The sequence below is a fragment of the Pedobacter paludis genome (genome assembly GCF_003173575.1).
Taxonomy (GTDB): domain Bacteria; phylum Bacteroidota; class Bacteroidia; order Sphingobacteriales; family Sphingobacteriaceae; genus Pedobacter; species Pedobacter paludis.
This window is the reverse complement of the sequence record NZ_QGNY01000002.1, coordinates 115,786-131,950: the sequence shown is the minus strand read 5'-3', so window position 1 is coordinate 131,950 and position 16,165 is coordinate 115,786. Positions and strand designations below refer to the sequence as shown.

The window sequence follows — 16,165 nt, the reverse complement described above, 5'->3', positions numbered from 1 at the left end:
ATTTTATGAGAGAGGCGCTTTTTGTAAAGCAGAATTCTGAAAAGTGGAAAGGTTATGAAACTTTGCAAACTGATAATCCAGATGAACTGGCGCATCGCTTTATCGATATAACGAACGATTTAGCCTTCTCCAAAACTTTTTACCCAAAATCTAAAACTACGGCATATTTAAACGGAATCGCATCTGTACTTCATCAGGCCATTTACAAAAATAAAAAAGAAGAGAAAGGACGATTTGCCAAATTTTGGAAATACGAACTTCCGATGTTGTTTTTCATTTATAGAAAACAGCTTTTATATTCCCTAATCTTTTTTGTAATATCAGCAGCAATAGGGGTGGTTTCTGCAAAATACGACGATTCGTTTCTTCGGATGTTTTTTGGTGATGACTACATCAACATGACCAATGAAAACATTGCCAAAGGTGATCCTTTTGGGGTTTACAAACAACAGGGCGAAATCATGATGTTTCTCCAAATCGCCTCGAACAATGTATTTGTAATGTTAATGATGTTTGTTTCTGGCATATTCCTCTCCATTGGGCCTATTTTTTACCTGTTGAGAACTGGGATTATGATCGGAGCATTTGAATATTTTTTTTACAGCAAAGGCTTAGGTACACAATCTATACTGGTTATTTGGATACATGGCACTTTAGAAATTCTTTCGGCCGTAATTGCCGGCGGAGCAGGTTTAATTTTGGGTAATGGCATCCTGTTTCCCAGAACATTAACAAGAATGGCCTCATTTAAAAACAGTGCAAAAGATGCATCCAAAATAGCAATGGGCATTGTACCCATCATTTTATTGGCTGCTTTTTTCGAAAGTTTTGTTACCCGCCACACCGAAATGCCAATTTGGTTAAGCCTTGGCATTTTAATTGGCTCATTTATTTTTATGGTTGGATATGTAGTTATTTATCCAGCCAGATTATTTAAACGCACTCAAAAAAATATATAATGGCAGAAAAAATTGAATTCAGAAAATTACGCGAATTCGGAGAAATTATTGGAGATACCTTTTTGTTTTTAAGACAAAATTTTAAGCCCTTAATGAAGGCTTTTATCTATCTGTGTGGAATTTTTATGTTGGGTGGAATCTTAACTTCTATTATGGCCCAGATAGAAATGGGTGGTATGCAACAAAACTTCAGAGATTCTTCAAATTTTTCTGACGGAACGGTTTGGGCAAAAATTTCAAAATTTGCAATTCAATACCTGCTCATGATCGTATTAATGATTTTAAGCTATACATCAATTTACGTTACCGTTTTAAGTTACATCTCCTTATACATTCAAAAAGGAAATGTAGCCCCAAGTATTGAAGAGGTTTGGAGCTATTTTAAGTTTTATTTTCTTCGCATGCTGGGAAGCGGAATTGTAATGTCGCTTTTTTTGGGGTTGTGTTTTTTGTGCTGCTTTATTCCGGGTGTTTATGTTTTTCCTGCAGTTTCGATATTTTATCCAATTATGATTATTGAAAATGCAAGCTTGGGTTACTCCTTTGATCGCTCATTTAAACTCTTAAAAAACGAATGGTGGTCAACAGCTGGAGTGATATTAATAATCTTCATAATAACCTATGCCTGTACCATGTTTGTACAATTGCCAGCAACCATAATTGCAATGGTAAGTGCTTTTACACATGCCGAGCAGCCAATAACCAAAACTTACGCAATTGTAACATCCATTTCTCAATATATTTCGCAGGTATTTTTAATTATTCCAATTGTTTGCGCCACCTTAATTTACTTTAATTTAGTAGAACGCAAAGAAAGTGCGGGCTTGATGGATCGTATTGATGGTTTAGGAAAAGCACCAGAACAGTTTAATTCTACTCCAGAAGAATATTAGAAATGCGATTACTGCTTATCTTAATTGTTTTTCTAGGCATCACCACAGTAAGGGCAGAAATTGTTCAAAAACCTGTTGTGGTTAAAAAGGCTGTGGTTTTAAAAATAGACAGCAGTAAAGTCGAGCTTCGCAAAATCGATAGCCAGGCAGTAACCAATTACAGCAAGCAAAAGGATTTTATTTATGATGATGTTGCACCAGAAACGTTAAGCTGGTGGGATAAATTTTGGAACTGGTTTTGGAGACTTGTAAATAGAATTTTTAGCAATAAAATTAGTGGCAGTATTATAAAATTCTTGTTAATTGGTTTGGCCATTGCTGCGGTAGTTTTCTTTGCAATTAAAATTATTGGCTTAGATTTTAAACTTCTTTCGGGCAAATCAAAATCGTTAGAAGTACCTTTTGAAGAAAGTCTGGAAAATATCCATGAAATTGATTTCGACGAGCAAATTTCTAAAGCATTGCAAGCTCAAAATTATCGCTTAGCTGTTCGCCTGCTTTATTTAAAAACATTAAAAAGTCTGAGCGATAAACAACAAATAAATTGGTTGCCAGAAAAAACAAATCAGGCTTATGTTTTAGAGATTAGTGATGATGTTAAACGAAGCGAATTTTCGAAGCTTACCGATCAGTTTGAATACATTTGGTATGGAGAATTCTTTCTCGATAAAAACACTTTCGAAAGTGTAAACACAGCCTTTCATAATTTTAACCAGAAAACGGTATGAAGGGACTAAAGAAATATCTAATCATTAGTGGTATTTTGTTACTTGCCTATTTAGTTGCACAATATTATAAGCCAAAGCCTACCAATTGGGCGCCAAGTTATTTAACCGAAGATAAAATTCCTTTTGGAACTTATATTTTGCATCAAAGAATTCAGGATATTTTTCCAGGAACGGTTGTTAAGAAAAGCAAACGCCCGATTTACAATACCTTAAAAGAAAATTCTATGGGTAAATCCAATTACCTAATTATTGCTTCTGATGTAAAAGTGAATAAATTGGATTTTAAGGAGATGGTTCGTTTCATGCAAAGCGGGAATAATATTTTTATTTCTGCCTTTGATATTAAGGGCGTTCTTTTAGATACGTTAAAGCTTAGAATTACTTCCAACTTTGAATTTAATAATAAGAAAAAATCAGTTGTAAATTTTACCAATCCAAGTTTACATACCTTAAGTGGATATTCTTTTGAAAAAGGAATTAGCGAACAGTATTTCAGGAAAATAGATTCTGCGAAAGCAATCGTTTTAGGAAACAAAAATGATAAGGATGTCAATTTTGTTCGGTATAATTTTGGCAAAGGAGCTTTGTTTATTATGCCTAACCCACAACTATTAACCAATTATAGTTTGTTAAAACCCAGCGGAAGTGATTATGCATCGAAGGCATTATCTTATTTGCCAAACTCGAAAAGCTTAATCTGGGATGAGCATTTTACCCGGCCAAGTATTGAGGATACTTCGCCATTAAGGCTAATTTTTAAATACGATTCGTTGCGGTGGGCATATTATATTTCAATTTTCGGTTTGCTGGTTTTTGTACTTTTCGAAATTAAAAGAAGGCAAAGAATTATTCCGGTAATCACGAGGTTAACCAATACATCGGTAGAGTTTGTAAAAGTTGTAGGTAGAGTATATTACCAACAGAGAAACAATAGGGATATTGCCGAAAAAAAGGTAAAATATTTACTCGAATACATTAGAAACAAGTATAGGTTAAGAACATTGGATCTTAATCAAGAATTTAAAGAAAGTTTAATTAAAGTTTCTGGCGCTACAGAAGAAACCATACAAAACCTTTTAATAGAAATAAATCATTTAAGAAAAGGGCAAATGGTTCATGATAAGCACCTAATTGAACTGAACAAAACGATAGAACAATTTTACAAGGAAGACCAATAAATATGGAACAGGAAATGTTGAACCAAAGAACCGACTTAACCCAACTGAGTACAGCGGTAGAGCAGATTAGGCAAACATTAGGCAAAATAATTGTCGGGCAAAAAGACGTAATCGATCTTTTAATTGCTGGCTTGCTGGCCGATGGTCACCTTTTATTGGAAGGCGTACCTGGTGTAGCCAAAACATTAAGCGCAAAGCTAATGGCGAAATGTATATCTGCAAGCTTTTCGAGGATTCAATTTACACCAGATTTAATGCCCTCTGATGTTTTGGGAACCGCCGTTTTCAGTCCAAAAACTGCTGAATTCCAATTTAGACACGGTCCTATTTTTGGAAATATTATTTTGGTAGATGAAATTAATAGAGCACCCGCAAAAACGCAATCTGCCTTATTCGAGGCTATGGAAGAACGCCAGATTACAGTTGATGGAAGCACCTACAAATTGGAAGAACCTTTTATGGTTTTGGCTACACAAAATCCGGTAGATCAGGAAGGAACTTATCGTTTGCCAGAGGCACAATTGGATCGTTTTTTATTTAAAATTGAGGTAAAATATCCTTCACTGGAAGACGAAATACAGATTTTGGTTAATCAGCATCAGCAAAAATCAGATGATCAATTGTTAGAAATTGAGGCTGTTTTATCGGTAGAACAGGTAAAAGCATTGCGCTCTACAATTAAAGCACTTTTTGTAGAACCAAAACTATTGGCTTATGCGGCACAGATTACTCACGAAACCAGAAATAATAAATCGCTCTACTTAGGTGCTTCGCCACGTGCTTCGTTGGCAATGGTTAATGGAGCAAAAGCGATTGCGGCAATGGCCGGAAGAGATTTTGTTACACCAGATGATATCATTAAAGTGGCTGCACCTGTATTGGCGCATCGCGTTATGCTCAGTCCTGAAAAGGAAATGGAAGGCTTAACTCCTGCCGATATCATTGCACAGATTATCAAGAAAATAGAGATTCCTAGATAGAGAAATGAAAGGCTTTTTCAGAAAATACTACATAGATTTATTCCTGAATAAACGGTTATTCATCGGCCTTGGCCTGTGTGTAACTTTATTTGTATTTTCTTTCTTTTTATCGTTTTTAGGCGATTTGCCCTATTTCATTTTCGGAGCCTTAATATTACTTGTATTAATCGATTTGCTCTTGCTTTATCGAAATAATCGCGGTGTTTTTTTAAGAAGGGATTTGCCAGAACGCTTGAGCAACGGAGACGATAACGAGATAAAAATTTATCTCGAAAATTTCTATCCATTTGAAGTTAAAATCGGAATTATTGATGAAATTCCTTTTCAGTTTCAAAAAAGAGATTTATGGTTTAGTGCAATGCTTGCTTCTAGAACTCAGAAAAATATCACATACCTGTTGCGCCCAAATAAACGTGGTGAATATGATTTTGGGCAAACTAGATTATATGTTCAATCGCCTCTGCGTTTAATCAGTAGAAGGTTTAATATCGGCATCAATAAAACAGTGCCTGTTTATCCTTCGTTTTTAAAATTGAGGCAGTATGAATTGATGGCCATTTCCAATCGCCTAACCGATTTCGGTATAAAAAAAATGCGCAGAATTGGCCACAGCATGGAGTTTGACCAAGTTAAAAATTACGTTGCCGGCGATGATTATAGAACGGTAAACTGGAAAGCAACAGCCAGAAAAGGCGACTTGATGGTGAATTCTTACACTGATGAAAAGGCGCAACATATTTATTGTGTAATCGATAAATCGAGGGCAACGAAAATGCCATTTGAAGGTTTAAGTCTGTTGGATTACGCGATTAATGCCAGCTTAATTTTAAGTAGTGTTGCCCTGGTAAAGGAAGATAAAGCCGGACTAATTACAATAGCAGAAAAAACAGGAAGCATTGTGCCTGCAGATCGCCGACCAACACAATTAAACAAAATTATGGAGGTTTTGTACAAAGAAAAAACCCGCTATCTGGAAACCGATATGGAAGCTTTGTACATCAGTGTTCGCGCTACTTTAAAGCAGAGAAGTTTGGTTGTCTTTTTTACAAACTTCGAAAGTATGTCTGCTTTGGAAAGACAGTTGCCACACCTTAAACGGATTGCAAAATTCCACCTGTTGTTGGTTGTCTTTTTTGAGAATACAACCTTAAAAACATTAAGCGAAGAACCAGCAAAAGATATTGAAGGGATTTACATTAAAACCATTGCCGAAAAATTTGCCTTTGAAAAGAAATTGATGGTTAAAGAACTTACTAAACATGGTATTTTAAGTTTGCTTACCGCACCACAAAACTTAACGGTTAATGTTGTAAATCAGTACTTGGCCTTAAAAGCACAGCAAAGAATTTAATTTTGAATCAGTAAGTAGGCAAACTATTCAAAGGCTTTGTAGCTACCAGGTAGCCTCATCTTAATGCATAAAAAACCTGAAAATGGATTCAGAGTGATGACCTCCTTAGCCTAAATTTGACATTACTTAGGTTATTAATAATCGAATGCAGATCAACAGTTAAATCTGTGTGCATCTGTGGTAAAAATTATTTAGCATTACTCCTCTTCTCTGAAATAGACTTTGTAAAAGTTCATCGATTTATCATCGTCATAACCCTTCTCAATCATATCCTTATTTCCGTGAATGTAGATGTGGAAATTCTTGTCCAATTTTAAAACACTTTTATAGGCTCTGGCTTGTTTTTTAACAGCCGATTCGGCAATCTCAAAATTATCTGCAATAGGCGATTCGTATTCCTCCTCGTAATTTTTCTTATAATTTTTAAAAGATTCGATTCCCTCGGCATTTCCAATAACTTCGTTTCCAAACTCTTCAATGTCAAAGGTTTCTTTTTCCTTAAAATACTTCATCGATCGGTTTAAAAGATCAATTTTATCAGCCTTGCTAATCTCGTAATCGGTATCAAGCTTTTGCGTTACAAAGTTTTTATAAACGCCCAAAACATTGTTGGTTTGGTTGTAACTGTCGTTTCTGATCTTCAATTTTAAGAATTCATCTTTCCAGTATACCGCACTTTCATTACTGCTTTTTGCTTGATCGAGCACAACAACCTTATAACCTTCTTCCTGATCAACATTAAAAATTAAACAGCCTTTATCTAGCTTATTGATGCTGATGGCGTCTTGCTCGTAACTCATGTTAAAGCCATCCTGTTCAGGGTAAACTTTTAAATAAGTATCTTTTGTTTCTGATTTAAAAATACCGACAACATCCAATTGTTCACCCTCTATCTGAACCTTTTCAAAATAGGCAACATACAATTCGCCAGATTTTATTTTTGGGTGATTGGCAACATCATATAAATACTTTGCCAACTGCTGTGAGTCTTCGTGAAAAAGATCATTGTTCTCGAAAATTTCATTGGCAAAATGGAAAACCTCGTTCAATTGTAGGTTATCGTTTGGATGATAAAAACGATAAACTTCATTTACCTTTTCGAATGGTTTCAGAAAATACTGCATAAGCAAATTGCCTAAAACCTCATCTTCAATGTTTAATGGTGCATCAGATAATTTATAATATTCCTCAAGCAACTTATTGCCTGTGTGGTGGATAGATAATTGTTTAAGCGAAGCCTCGAAAAATGAAATCATGGGGGCAAATTAAGTAAATAATCAGCTTAATTAATTGGCTACTTTTAAACAGAAATTTAAAAACATTAAAATGCTGATCTACTCACTGGGTGTAAAATGCTTCAAATTCTATAACTTTATTTAAAAGCACAGGTTATGACAATCTTTAAAACAACATTTCTCATTTTAATTTTATTTGCATCAACAACTTTCGCACAAAAAGCCTATGATGTGGAGTATTATAATGGTAAGATGAAAAATTTAAACATTAGATTTTCACTGGCCAACGGTTACATCTCCGCCTGCGAAGTAAAAATCACAAATCCAAAAACAAAACTTTTTTCTACATTCCATGCAGAATTTGGTGCTGAAAATCCTGATTTTAAAATGAAGTTTTTGCCCACTGTTAAAAATAAAATGAACAATATTTATCTTATACTTTACGGAATTAAAGATGGATACGAAGTTTTGCCAAAAGAAATACACGGCATTTATTATAAGAATTTGAAAGCATATAAAATAATCCTTTTTAAGCGATAAGTCATTTATTTAGGGGCATTTTCGATGCACGGTTACTTGCCCAAAACTTCTTTAACCATTTCTCTATTGGGTTTCGATACTGGGATTTTATCGCCATTATTCATTAACAAAGTTCCGCCATCTTCTTTAAGCCAGCTTTTCACAAATTTTGGATTAACCAAATGACTTTGGTGCGCCCGGACAAAACCATGCGGCTTAAGTAAATCAGAATATTCTTTAAGCGGTTTCGAGATTAAAATTTTATCGCCGTTTACTAAATAGAAAAACGTGTAGGTATTATCGGCTACGCAACGAATAATGTCGTTTACAGAAACATAACGGATTTCGTGTTGTTGAGGCAAAGCGATTTTGGGAACATTCGGTTCTGTACGTTTAATTTGATTAAGTAAAAAATTAAGCTGATCACTGTTGAACTTACTTTTAATCCGTTCTTCGGCTTTGCCAACCGCAACTTTTAATTCATCGGGATCTACGGGTTTAAGTAGATAATCCAAGGCCGCAAATTTTACGGCCTGGATTCCATAATTATCATAAGCCGTTACAAAAATAACTTCGAATGATTTTTCTCCAAGCATATTGAGCAAATCGAAGCCAGTAGTTTTACCCATTTGAATATCGAGAAAAAGTAAATCCGGGCGGTGTAGATTTATTTGATCAAATGCGTTTTCTATATTATGGGATAGCGCTACAACCTTAACTTCGGAACAGTTTTTTAAAAGCAAAACTTGAAGGTTTTCTAAGTTTGCTTGTTCATCATCAACTAAAATTGCCCTCATTTTAAAGCCATTGTTTTAAGATAATTGTAATTTCCGTTCCGTTCATATCCGATTGGATATTTAAAACAAAAGGGCTGTCTTTGTAAATTGTATTGAGTAAAGATATCCGGTTTTTGCTGAGTGCCAAACCTAAGCCGTTGTAATCTTTAGAAGAATCGAAACCTTTGCCATTATCTTTAATTAGGAGGATAAGATCAGAAGATTTTTTCTTAAATGCTATTTCAATAATTCCAGCATTTCCTTTTTCGGCAATGCCGTGTTTCACTGCGTTTTCGGCAAAGGGCTGTAAAAGCATTGCTGGTATTTCTATGTTTTCGGTATCTAAATCTGTTGTTGCATTAATCTTATATTGAAAACCAAATCTTAATTGTTCCATTTGAAGATAATCATCCAACAACGTTTTCTCTTCGGTTAAGCTGATTAACTCTTTGCTTTCCAGTACATTTCGGGTTAGTCGGGCAAATTTGGTCAGGTAACGATTCGCATTGTCAATTTCATTTTTGTTCATGAGGTTTTGAATTCCAGCCAGAGCGTTAAATAAAAAATGCGGATTTAACTGTGACCGAACTGAATTGAGCTGAAGTTGAGCAAGCTCTTTTTGTTTGGATTGTTCAAGAACTTTTTTCTTCGTTTGTCGGTTTTTGATATAAACCACTAAGCTACCTGTTATTGCGCCAACGATGAGTGAAAATAATAATCCTGAGGTGATTAATTCTTTGGTTGTAAAGTTTTCTTCATCCAAAGTTATACTAAGAATTTGTCTTGTTGTGTATTTTTCCTTTTCTTTTGGTGAAATATTCCATCTGAGATATGGCTGAATAATAATTTGATAATCTCCCGATTTTTTGAATACGCTTTTATCAATCTTCACGTAAGGTAAAAACTCATTATCATCAATTAAACCACCGTATTCCCAAGCAGTTGATTTAAAAATTATTTTATTTGTTTGCTTGTCTCGTATTGAGATATAGTAAAGGTAATCTATATCTGATTTATCTTTTACAACTGTAATTCCTACATCTTTTTTAGCAAAACTGAGGTTTGTTTTATCTTTTATATCCGTAGTCCAGGTAACGTAAAAGCCGTGCTCACCTTTAGCGAGTTTTGAAAAACCTATGATTTTCGCTCTAGGAATAGGTTTTCCATAAAAAATAGATTTATAAATATTAAGAGGCTTGTCTATGTTGTAAATTAAGGTCGTAACATTCTTGCCCTTTATTGGAAAAATACCGAGCCTTTTAAAGCCTAAGTGTTCCGGTATTTGAACATCGGTTAATTGCGCTTCATTGATTGACTGATTAACTAAGATGGGTTTATTATCTACTAATATTGTATAACGATAACTCTTAACATTGTCTTTCTTATCAAAATATATTTGGATGCTTAAGTTGTTAACTTCAGGTAAATAATTAAAAGCTGTTTGAGGCTGATTGGAGAATTTATTGTCATAGTAAACGTTTTTCGCTAAACTATCAACACACATGAGCAGTTTATGTCCGCTACTGTACAAATAAGAAAAGTTGATGCCTTTTTGCGCATTGGCTGTAGATACCGCAATAACAAGGTTGAGAAATAAGAAGACTATTTTTTTCATAATGTAAAATTTTCATAAACCTCCATTTAAAAGCTGGCTTACAAAACACCAAAATAGTAAATGCAATTATCAACTTAGTATTTAGATGGTTTGGAACAGAATTTATTTCGTTGGCTTTAGTCGAACGGCAATGAATAGCGAAGATTTGCAAAACAGGTAGTGATGGTTTTGCAGTTGAGCGTATGTGCAGCTTTCCATCCTTTGCCGTTGGTTTCAACCAACGGAAAAATGTTTAAGCGCCCCAGGCTTTAGCCAAAATCTGCATTATGCAATCTTTGTTAATAGTAGTATCCATGCCACCCAAACCCGATGGTAGCGAAAATACTTTTTGTTTGCAGGTCTTCTACAGGCTCAGACTGACAATCACAAAAAGATTGGAGCGAATCAGCGGGACCGAACCCAAGCCAACAACTACTTCAGTACCTTTTCAAAATAAAATCTGTGAAATCATAAAATCCGTGTAATCAAACCGAGGGAAAAATAAGCGGAAACATGCCCCAGTAAATATCGAATATAATACCTTGCTTTATAGGCAAAAAACTTAAATTTGCGACAACAAAAATTAAAACCATCATGAGTTTCAGAATAGAACACGATACCATGGGCGAGGTGCAGGTGCCTGCAGATAAATATTGGGGTGCACAAACCGAACGCTCACGCAATAACTTCAAAATCGGGCCAGAAGGTTCAATGCCTAAAGAAATTATCCATGCTTTTGGATACCTAAAAAAAGCAGCTGCACAAGCCAATACCGAGCTTGGTGTACTTTCTGCAGAGAAAGCAGATTTAATTGCCAAAGCCTGCGATGAAATTATTGCTGGCCAGTTGGATGATCAGTTTCCTTTGGTAATCTGGCAAACTGGTTCAGGTACGCAAAGTAATATGAACGGCAACGAGGTTATCGCAAATCGTGCTCACGTAATTAACGGAGGTTCTTTGGCTGATGATAAAAAAGTACTTCACCCGAATGATGATGTAAACAAATCGCAATCATCAAACGATACTTACCCAACCGCAATGCACATTGCAGCCTATAAATTAACAGTTGAAAATACAATTCCAGGGTTAGAAAAACTGAGAAATACTTTGGCTAAAAAGGTTGAAGAATTTAGTTCGATTGTTAAAACTGGTCGTACCCATTTTATGGATGCAACCCCATTAACCTTAGGGCAGGAATTTTCTGGTTACGTTCAGCAAATTGATAACAGCATCAGAGCCATTAAAAATGCTCTGGTAATGGTTGCAGAGCTGGCATTAGGCGGTACAGCTGTTGGTACAGGTTTAAATACCCCAAAAGGATACGATGTTTTGGTGGCTGAAAAAATAGCCGATTTAACAGGTTTGCCTTTTGTTACGGCGCCAAATAAATTTGAAGCCTTAGCCGCACACGATGCAATGGTGGAACTTTCTGGTGCTTTGAAACGTACAGCAGTGGCATTAATGAAGGTAGCTAACGATGTGCGTATGTTAAGTTCGGGCCCGCGTTGTGGCATTGGCGAAATTGTAATTCCAGATAACGAGCCGGGTTCTTCTATCATGCCGGGAAAAGTTAATCCGACACAGCCTGAAGCAATGACAATGGTTTGCGCCCAGGTTATGGGTAATGATGTTGCAGTTTCAGTGGGCGGTATGTCTGGCCATTTCGAACTTAATGTTTTTAAACCTTTAATTGCGGCCAATGTACTGCAATCTGCACGTTTGATTGGCGATGCCTGTGTTTCTTTTAACGATAAGTGTGCTGAAGGCATTACGGCTAATTTACCAGAAATAGAAAAGCATTTACAAAACTCGCTGATGTTGGTTACAGCTTTAAATCCGCATGTTGGTTATGAAAATGCAGCCAAAATTGCCAAGAAAGCACACAAGGAAAATAAAACATTAAAAGTTGCAGCCGTTGAGTTGGGCTTATTAACCAACGAACAATTTGATGAGTGGGTGCGCCCAGAAGATATGGTTGGAAGCTTAAAATAACCCCCTGAAGGGGGAATCTTTTTCTGAAGCGTAATTATACGAAGTTCAGGAAAGTCCCATTAGGGTTTGGAGTTTAGAAAAGCAGTGCAATGCGTGCTTGGTTACGGTAGCCCCGCTTTTGCTTCAAGTTATTTCAACTGCTGTCATGCTGAGGAACGATGCATCTGTTTCATGGGTTGCAGATGCTTCGTGCCTCAGCATGATAGATTATTAACGTTGTTTCAAACAAAAAAGCTTTCAGCATCAATCGGGTTTAATCAACTCAAAATAGTGCTTAAGAATTAAAAGATAATCGCCTTTCGAAAAATGCCAAAATCAATTAATAAACTTCTTGGTTTCAAAACAATCAAGCTTTCTTGGTGGCCAAGGCGTTTGTACATTCTCCTTTTTACCTTTTCCATCTTACAGTTTTCTTGTACTTCTCGTCCAAACATTCAGGGCAAAGGGGAAGCATTTATGCAAGGTATTTGGAACGAAGATTCTGTAGCTTTTAGCAATAAGTTAACCAATTATACCCAGCATCATTTTAAGTTTACCTGCGATTCGGTTTACATTGATTTTGTAACCCACAGTAAGGTTAATTTTTACGAAGATTCCTGTTACAATAACGGTGTATGGAAAGAATATGCCAAAGGTGTTTATGCAGTAAAAGGCGATACGTTATTTGTTGGGGCTACTTTTACTTACGCCAATTACAAACAGAAAATTTCAGGTTGCTATCGAATCGGACGTTACGATAAAAACTTTTTGATAAAAAAACGTTCGGCAGATACCTTGCTTCTTGAAAGTTTAAGTGATCAGCGTGAAATTAAGTTAACCCTCAAGGAAAAAATTACCTGCGTACAAAAAGAATTATAAAATGATATTTACATCAATAAGAAAAAAATTAACCAGCGCATTAGTCTTCGGAGTTTTGGCTTATTTGCCCATCCAGGCAAATGCATGGGGAATGATTGGTCACCGCGTGGTTGGCGAAATTGCCGATAGTTATCTAAAAGTAAAAACACGTAAGGCCATTCAGGCCATCTTAGGTTCAGAAAGTTTGGCCATGTCTGCAAACTGGGGCGATTTTATTAAATCAGACTCTACTTACAATTACATGTACAACTGGCACTTTGTTAATTTGCCTGGCGGATTGGATAAGGCTGGTGTTTACAACATTCTAGAAACTGAAAAGGCACCAAATCTTTACAATAAAATTCCAGATTTGATCGCAATATTAAAAAAGACGAGTAGCACCGCAGATCAAAAGAAATTGGCCTTGAGAATGCTTGTTCACATGGCGGGCGATTTGTGTCAGCCCATGCATGTTGCGCACAAAGAAGATTTAGGCGGTAACCGTGTTTCGGTCCTATGGTTTAACGAAAAATCCAATTTGCACAAAGTTTGGGATGAACAGTTAATTGAATATCAGCAACTAAGCTATACAGAATTTGCTAAAGCGATTAATCATCCATCAGCAGTGCAACTTTACAACTGGCAGAATACAAGCCTTAAAGATTGCATTTACGAATCATACAATGTGTGTGCTAAAATTTATGATCATACTAAACCAGATTCAAAATTAAGCTATCGCTATAATTTTGAATGGGTAGATACACTTAATCAACAGTTATTAAAAGGTGGCGTTCGCTTGGCCAAAATGCTTAACGATATTTATGGCTAGTTTCTGTAACACATATTAATTTATTTTACTGTAGCTATTTTGCCTGTCGACTCGTTTAAGTAGAAACCAAAAAAAGCTATGAAAAAAATATTACTAATTGTGACCATTTGTTTAGCATTTGCTTGCAAAAAGAAAACTGTTTCTGAGGTTGTCGACATAACCACATACAACTGGCCATTGGCATCTGCAACAATTACTCCTGCCAAGGTGGTAGATGGAAAGTCAGAAACGAATTTGATGCTGATATCTGGTTCATCTGCCTGCCTAAATAATAATTTTACACTGGTCTTTTCTAAAGATGGATCTTATGCGTTTACATCAACTGGTCCATTATGCGATATGATTAGTTTTAAAAATGCAAAGTGGACAAAAACTGGCAATGAAATTAAACTTGATGACGGGTTTGGGCACATAAGCATTTACAATTTAAGCGGAAACATAATAACCAATAATTACGTTTATACAGAGAATAACATTACTTACACTGTAAGTTACACATACACCGCCAAGAAATAAATATTTGAAAATTTTAATGGTCTGTCTGGGCAATATTTGTCGCTCGCCTTTGGCGGAAGGCATTATGCGCCATCTATCCGACAAAGAAAATTTAAACTGGGAAATTGCCTCGGCCGGAACTGGAGATTGGCACATTGGAAAAGCCCCGGATCGTAGAAGTACCTTGGCTGCAAAACAGATCGGTTACGACATCAGCAATCAAAGGGCTCAGCAATTTAGTCAAGACATGTTTAATCGTTACGATCTTATTTTTGTAATGGATCGGAACAATTTAATTGATGTTCAGCGCTTGGCAAGAACCTTTGAGGAGCGGGAAAAGGTTAAATTATTTTTAGATAACGATGAAGTTACAGATCCTTATTGGGATGATTCGTTATTTGAGCCCGTTTGTAAGCAAGTGGAAGAAAGATGTAGAGAAATTATCAAACAACTTTCTTAAATTCACACTTTACAAGGATTCACCCTAACCAAATATTTTCATGAAAAGATTATTTTCTATCTGCCTTTTAATTGCTTCGCTTATTATTTTTCAAAGTCATATCTCGGCAAAAAAAACACCGAAAATTTTAGTGTTTTCTAAAACAAAGGGATTTAGACATGCATCTATTGGTGTTGGCAAACTGGCCATCCAAAAGCTGGGCTTAGAACACAATTTTGCGGTAGATACTACAGAAGATGCTTCAAAGTTTACCGAAGAAAATTTAAAAAATTATGCCTCCGTAATTTTTTTAAGTACAACAGGTGATGTTTTGGATAACACACAACAAGTTGCTTTCGAAAGATATATTCAGGCAGGTGGCGGTTATGTTGGTGTTCATGCCGCAACTGATACCGAGTACGATTGGCCATGGTATGGGAAACTTGCTGGTGCTTACTTTACCAGTCACCCTGCAGTTCAGGAAGCAAGATTTGTGGTTAAAGATAAAAAGCATCCATCAACAAAATTTTTAACCGATTCGGTTTGGATGCACAAAGATGAACTGTACAATTTTAAAGATATTAATCCAGATATTAAGGTGCTGATTACAATTGATGAAACATCATATAATGGTGGTAAAAACGGCACTTTCCATCCATTTAGCTGGTATCATAGTTTTGATGGCGGTAGGGCTTTTTACACTTCTATGGGGCACACAAATGAAACCTGGGCAGAAGATAAGTTTTTAAGACACTTACTAGGAGGCATTGAATATGCCATTGGTAATCAAAAACTAAATTATTCTAAAGCTCATTCTAAAATGTAATTATGAGGCTGGATCATAAATATCAATGGTCATCCTAAGCTTGTCGAAAGACTCAAAAAATATATTTGAAGCATTTCGGCAAGCTCAATGTGACAGAATTAAATTACGATGCAGCCTCTTTCTCTTTAATAAAACAATTGCGAAAGTACATTGCTTGGTGTATTGGTAGCAGGTTTTAAAGAGCTAAACTTTGCTAGTTGCGCAACAGTTAACGCTGTGCCTAATTTAGATTTTAAGCCAGATAATAAACTGCTTACTTTAGTTGCAGAAGCCGTAGCATCCGTTTTTTTTGTTGCCAAAGCAGCTGCTTTTTGAACTAAAAAATCTTTAACAATTGTGGTTACCTTTGGTTTCTGAGCAGCCGTTAAGCTTAAGGCAGGGGTTAATTTTCCTAAAATTCCAGAAGTTAAACTGTTTACATCAAAACCTGAAGATGTTGCGATTGATGTTGCCTTACCTAAAATGCCTTGGGCATTAGATGAAATGTTTAAGCCCAAAATAAGGGCAGATAAAATGAGTAATTTTTTCATTGCT

General features: G+C 35.8%; 17 protein-coding genes. 13 read left to right on the top strand and 4 right to left on the bottom strand.

The genetic code is table 11. From position 1 onward, the window contains the following. The first annotated feature begins 5 nt into the window (after positions 1 to 5). From DF947_RS05075 to DF947_RS05050, 6 genes are read left to right on the top strand one after another with little or no spacing between them, the layout of a single operon-like run. A complete protein-coding gene (locus DF947_RS05075; protein WP_109928635.1) occupies positions 6 to 959 on the top strand; it encodes a stage II sporulation protein M in 954 nt (317 codons plus the stop codon). After that, positions 959 to 1,852 (top strand): hypothetical protein, encoded by an 894-nt coding sequence (locus DF947_RS05070; RefSeq protein ID WP_109928634.1) that lies wholly within the window; start codon positions 959 to 961, stop codon positions 1,850 to 1,852. Before DF947_RS05075 ends, DF947_RS05070 begins: the two co-directional genes overlap by 1 nt. A 2-nt stretch (positions 1,853 to 1,854) precedes the next feature. Further along, a complete protein-coding gene (locus DF947_RS05065; RefSeq protein ID WP_109928633.1) occupies positions 1,855 to 2,580 on the top strand; it encodes a hypothetical protein in 726 nt (241 codons plus the stop codon). After that, complete coding sequence (locus tag DF947_RS05060) at positions 2,577 to 3,758, top strand: DUF4350 domain-containing protein (protein ID WP_109928632.1); 1,182 nt, start codon at positions 2,577 to 2,579, stop codon at positions 3,756 to 3,758. The genes DF947_RS05065 and DF947_RS05060 overlap by 4 nt, the downstream gene beginning before the upstream one ends. 2 nt (positions 3,759 to 3,760) lie before the next feature. After that, entirely contained in the window at positions 3,761 to 4,738 is a 978-nt protein-coding gene (locus tag DF947_RS05055) for an AAA family ATPase (RefSeq protein ID WP_109928631.1), read from the top strand. A 4-nt stretch (positions 4,739 to 4,742) separates the two neighbouring features. Continuing rightward, positions 4,743 to 6,089: a DUF58 domain-containing protein gene (locus tag DF947_RS05050; protein ID WP_109928630.1), complete on the top strand. Its 1,347-nt coding sequence runs from the start codon at positions 4,743 to 4,745 to the stop codon at positions 6,087 to 6,089. Between the two features lie 197 nt (positions 6,090 to 6,286). Here DF947_RS05050 and DF947_RS05045 read toward each other — a convergent pair whose 3' ends face one another. After that, positions 6,287 to 7,345, bottom strand: a complete 1,059-nt coding sequence (locus DF947_RS05045; protein ID WP_109928629.1) for a nucleoid-associated protein — start codon at positions 7,343 to 7,345, stop codon at positions 6,287 to 6,289. A gap of 135 nt (positions 7,346 to 7,480) precedes the next feature. Here DF947_RS05045 and DF947_RS05040 point away from each other — a divergent pair, with 135 nt between their 5' ends. After that, positions 7,481 to 7,864, top strand: coding sequence for a hypothetical protein (locus tag DF947_RS05040; protein ID WP_109928628.1), 384 nt, complete (start codon positions 7,481 to 7,483; stop codon positions 7,862 to 7,864). Positions 7,865 to 7,896: 32 nt separating this feature from the next. On the opposite strand, the gene DF947_RS05035 is transcribed toward DF947_RS05040, so the two are convergent. After that, complete coding sequence (locus tag DF947_RS05035; RefSeq protein WP_109928627.1) at positions 7,897 to 8,640, bottom strand: LytR/AlgR family response regulator transcription factor; 744 nt, start codon at positions 8,638 to 8,640, stop codon at positions 7,897 to 7,899. A 1-nt stretch (position 8,641) separates the two neighbouring features. Further along, complete coding sequence (locus DF947_RS05030; protein WP_109928626.1) at positions 8,642 to 10,234, bottom strand: sensor histidine kinase; 1,593 nt, start codon at positions 10,232 to 10,234, stop codon at positions 8,642 to 8,644. Between the two features lie 573 nt (positions 10,235 to 10,807). Here DF947_RS05030 and fumC point away from each other — a divergent pair. From fumC to DF947_RS05000, 6 genes are all read left to right on the top strand, one after another. Beyond that, complete coding sequence (gene fumC, locus DF947_RS05025; RefSeq protein ID WP_109928625.1) at positions 10,808 to 12,205, top strand: class II fumarate hydratase; 1,398 nt, start codon at positions 10,808 to 10,810, stop codon at positions 12,203 to 12,205. A 306-nt stretch (positions 12,206 to 12,511) separates the two neighbouring features. After that, positions 12,512 to 13,063, top strand: a complete 552-nt coding sequence (locus DF947_RS05020) for a fumarate hydratase (protein ID WP_240615319.1) — start codon at positions 12,512 to 12,514, stop codon at positions 13,061 to 13,063. Position 13,064: 1 nt separating this feature from the next. Further along, complete coding sequence (locus DF947_RS05015; RefSeq protein ID WP_109928624.1) at positions 13,065 to 13,871, top strand: S1/P1 nuclease; 807 nt, start codon at positions 13,065 to 13,067, stop codon at positions 13,869 to 13,871. Positions 13,872 to 13,949: 78 nt separating this feature from the next. After that, positions 13,950 to 14,387, top strand: a complete 438-nt coding sequence (locus DF947_RS05010) for a hypothetical protein (RefSeq protein ID WP_109928623.1) — start codon at positions 13,950 to 13,952, stop codon at positions 14,385 to 14,387. A 4-nt stretch (positions 14,388 to 14,391) separates the two neighbouring features. Then, a complete protein-coding gene (locus tag DF947_RS05005) occupies positions 14,392 to 14,826 on the top strand; it encodes a low molecular weight protein-tyrosine-phosphatase (RefSeq protein WP_109928622.1) in 435 nt (144 codons plus the stop codon). Positions 14,827 to 14,866: 40 nt separating this feature from the next. Continuing rightward, entirely contained in the window at positions 14,867 to 15,631 is a 765-nt protein-coding gene (locus DF947_RS05000) for a ThuA domain-containing protein (protein ID WP_109928621.1), read from the top strand. A 125-nt stretch (positions 15,632 to 15,756) separates the two neighbouring features. On the opposite strand, the gene DF947_RS04995 is transcribed toward DF947_RS05000, so the two are convergent. After that, the gene (locus DF947_RS04995) at positions 15,757 to 16,161 is read right to left on the bottom strand and encodes a hypothetical protein (RefSeq protein ID WP_109928620.1); all 405 of its coding nucleotides are present in this window, start codon (positions 16,159 to 16,161) and stop codon (positions 15,757 to 15,759) included. Between the last annotated feature and the right edge of the window lie 4 nt (positions 16,162 to 16,165).

Coding starts and splice junctions, on each gene's coding strand:
- DF947_RS05075 (WP_109928635.1), top strand. CDS start 6: ATGAGAGAGGCGCTTTTTGTAAAGCAGAATTCTGAAAAGTGGAAAGGT.
- DF947_RS05070 (WP_109928634.1), top strand. CDS start 959: ATGGCAGAAAAAATTGAATTCAGAAAATTACGCGAATTCGGAGAAATT.
- DF947_RS05065 (WP_109928633.1), top strand. CDS start 1,855: ATGCGATTACTGCTTATCTTAATTGTTTTTCTAGGCATCACCACAGTA.
- DF947_RS05060 (WP_109928632.1), top strand. CDS start 2,577: ATGAAGGGACTAAAGAAATATCTAATCATTAGTGGTATTTTGTTACTT.
- DF947_RS05055 (WP_109928631.1), top strand. CDS start 3,761: ATGGAACAGGAAATGTTGAACCAAAGAACCGACTTAACCCAACTGAGT.
- DF947_RS05050 (WP_109928630.1), top strand. CDS start 4,743: ATGAAAGGCTTTTTCAGAAAATACTACATAGATTTATTCCTGAATAAA.
- DF947_RS05045 (WP_109928629.1), bottom strand. CDS start 7,345: ATGATTTCATTTTTCGAGGCTTCGCTTAAACAATTATCTATCCACCAC.
- DF947_RS05040 (WP_109928628.1), top strand. CDS start 7,481: ATGACAATCTTTAAAACAACATTTCTCATTTTAATTTTATTTGCATCA.
- DF947_RS05035 (WP_109928627.1), bottom strand. CDS start 8,640: ATGAGGGCAATTTTAGTTGATGATGAACAAGCAAACTTAGAAAACCTT.
- DF947_RS05030 (WP_109928626.1), bottom strand. CDS start 10,234: ATGAAAAAAATAGTCTTCTTATTTCTCAACCTTGTTATTGCGGTATCT.
- fumC (WP_109928625.1), top strand. CDS start 10,808: ATGAGTTTCAGAATAGAACACGATACCATGGGCGAGGTGCAGGTGCCT.
- DF947_RS05020 (WP_240615319.1), top strand. CDS start 12,512: ATGCCAAAATCAATTAATAAACTTCTTGGTTTCAAAACAATCAAGCTT.
- DF947_RS05015 (WP_109928624.1), top strand. CDS start 13,065: ATGATATTTACATCAATAAGAAAAAAATTAACCAGCGCATTAGTCTTC.
- DF947_RS05010 (WP_109928623.1), top strand. CDS start 13,950: ATGAAAAAAATATTACTAATTGTGACCATTTGTTTAGCATTTGCTTGC.
- DF947_RS05000 (WP_109928621.1), top strand. CDS start 14,867: ATGAAAAGATTATTTTCTATCTGCCTTTTAATTGCTTCGCTTATTATT.
- DF947_RS04995 (WP_109928620.1), bottom strand. CDS start 16,161: ATGAAAAAATTACTCATTTTATCTGCCCTTATTTTGGGCTTAAACATT.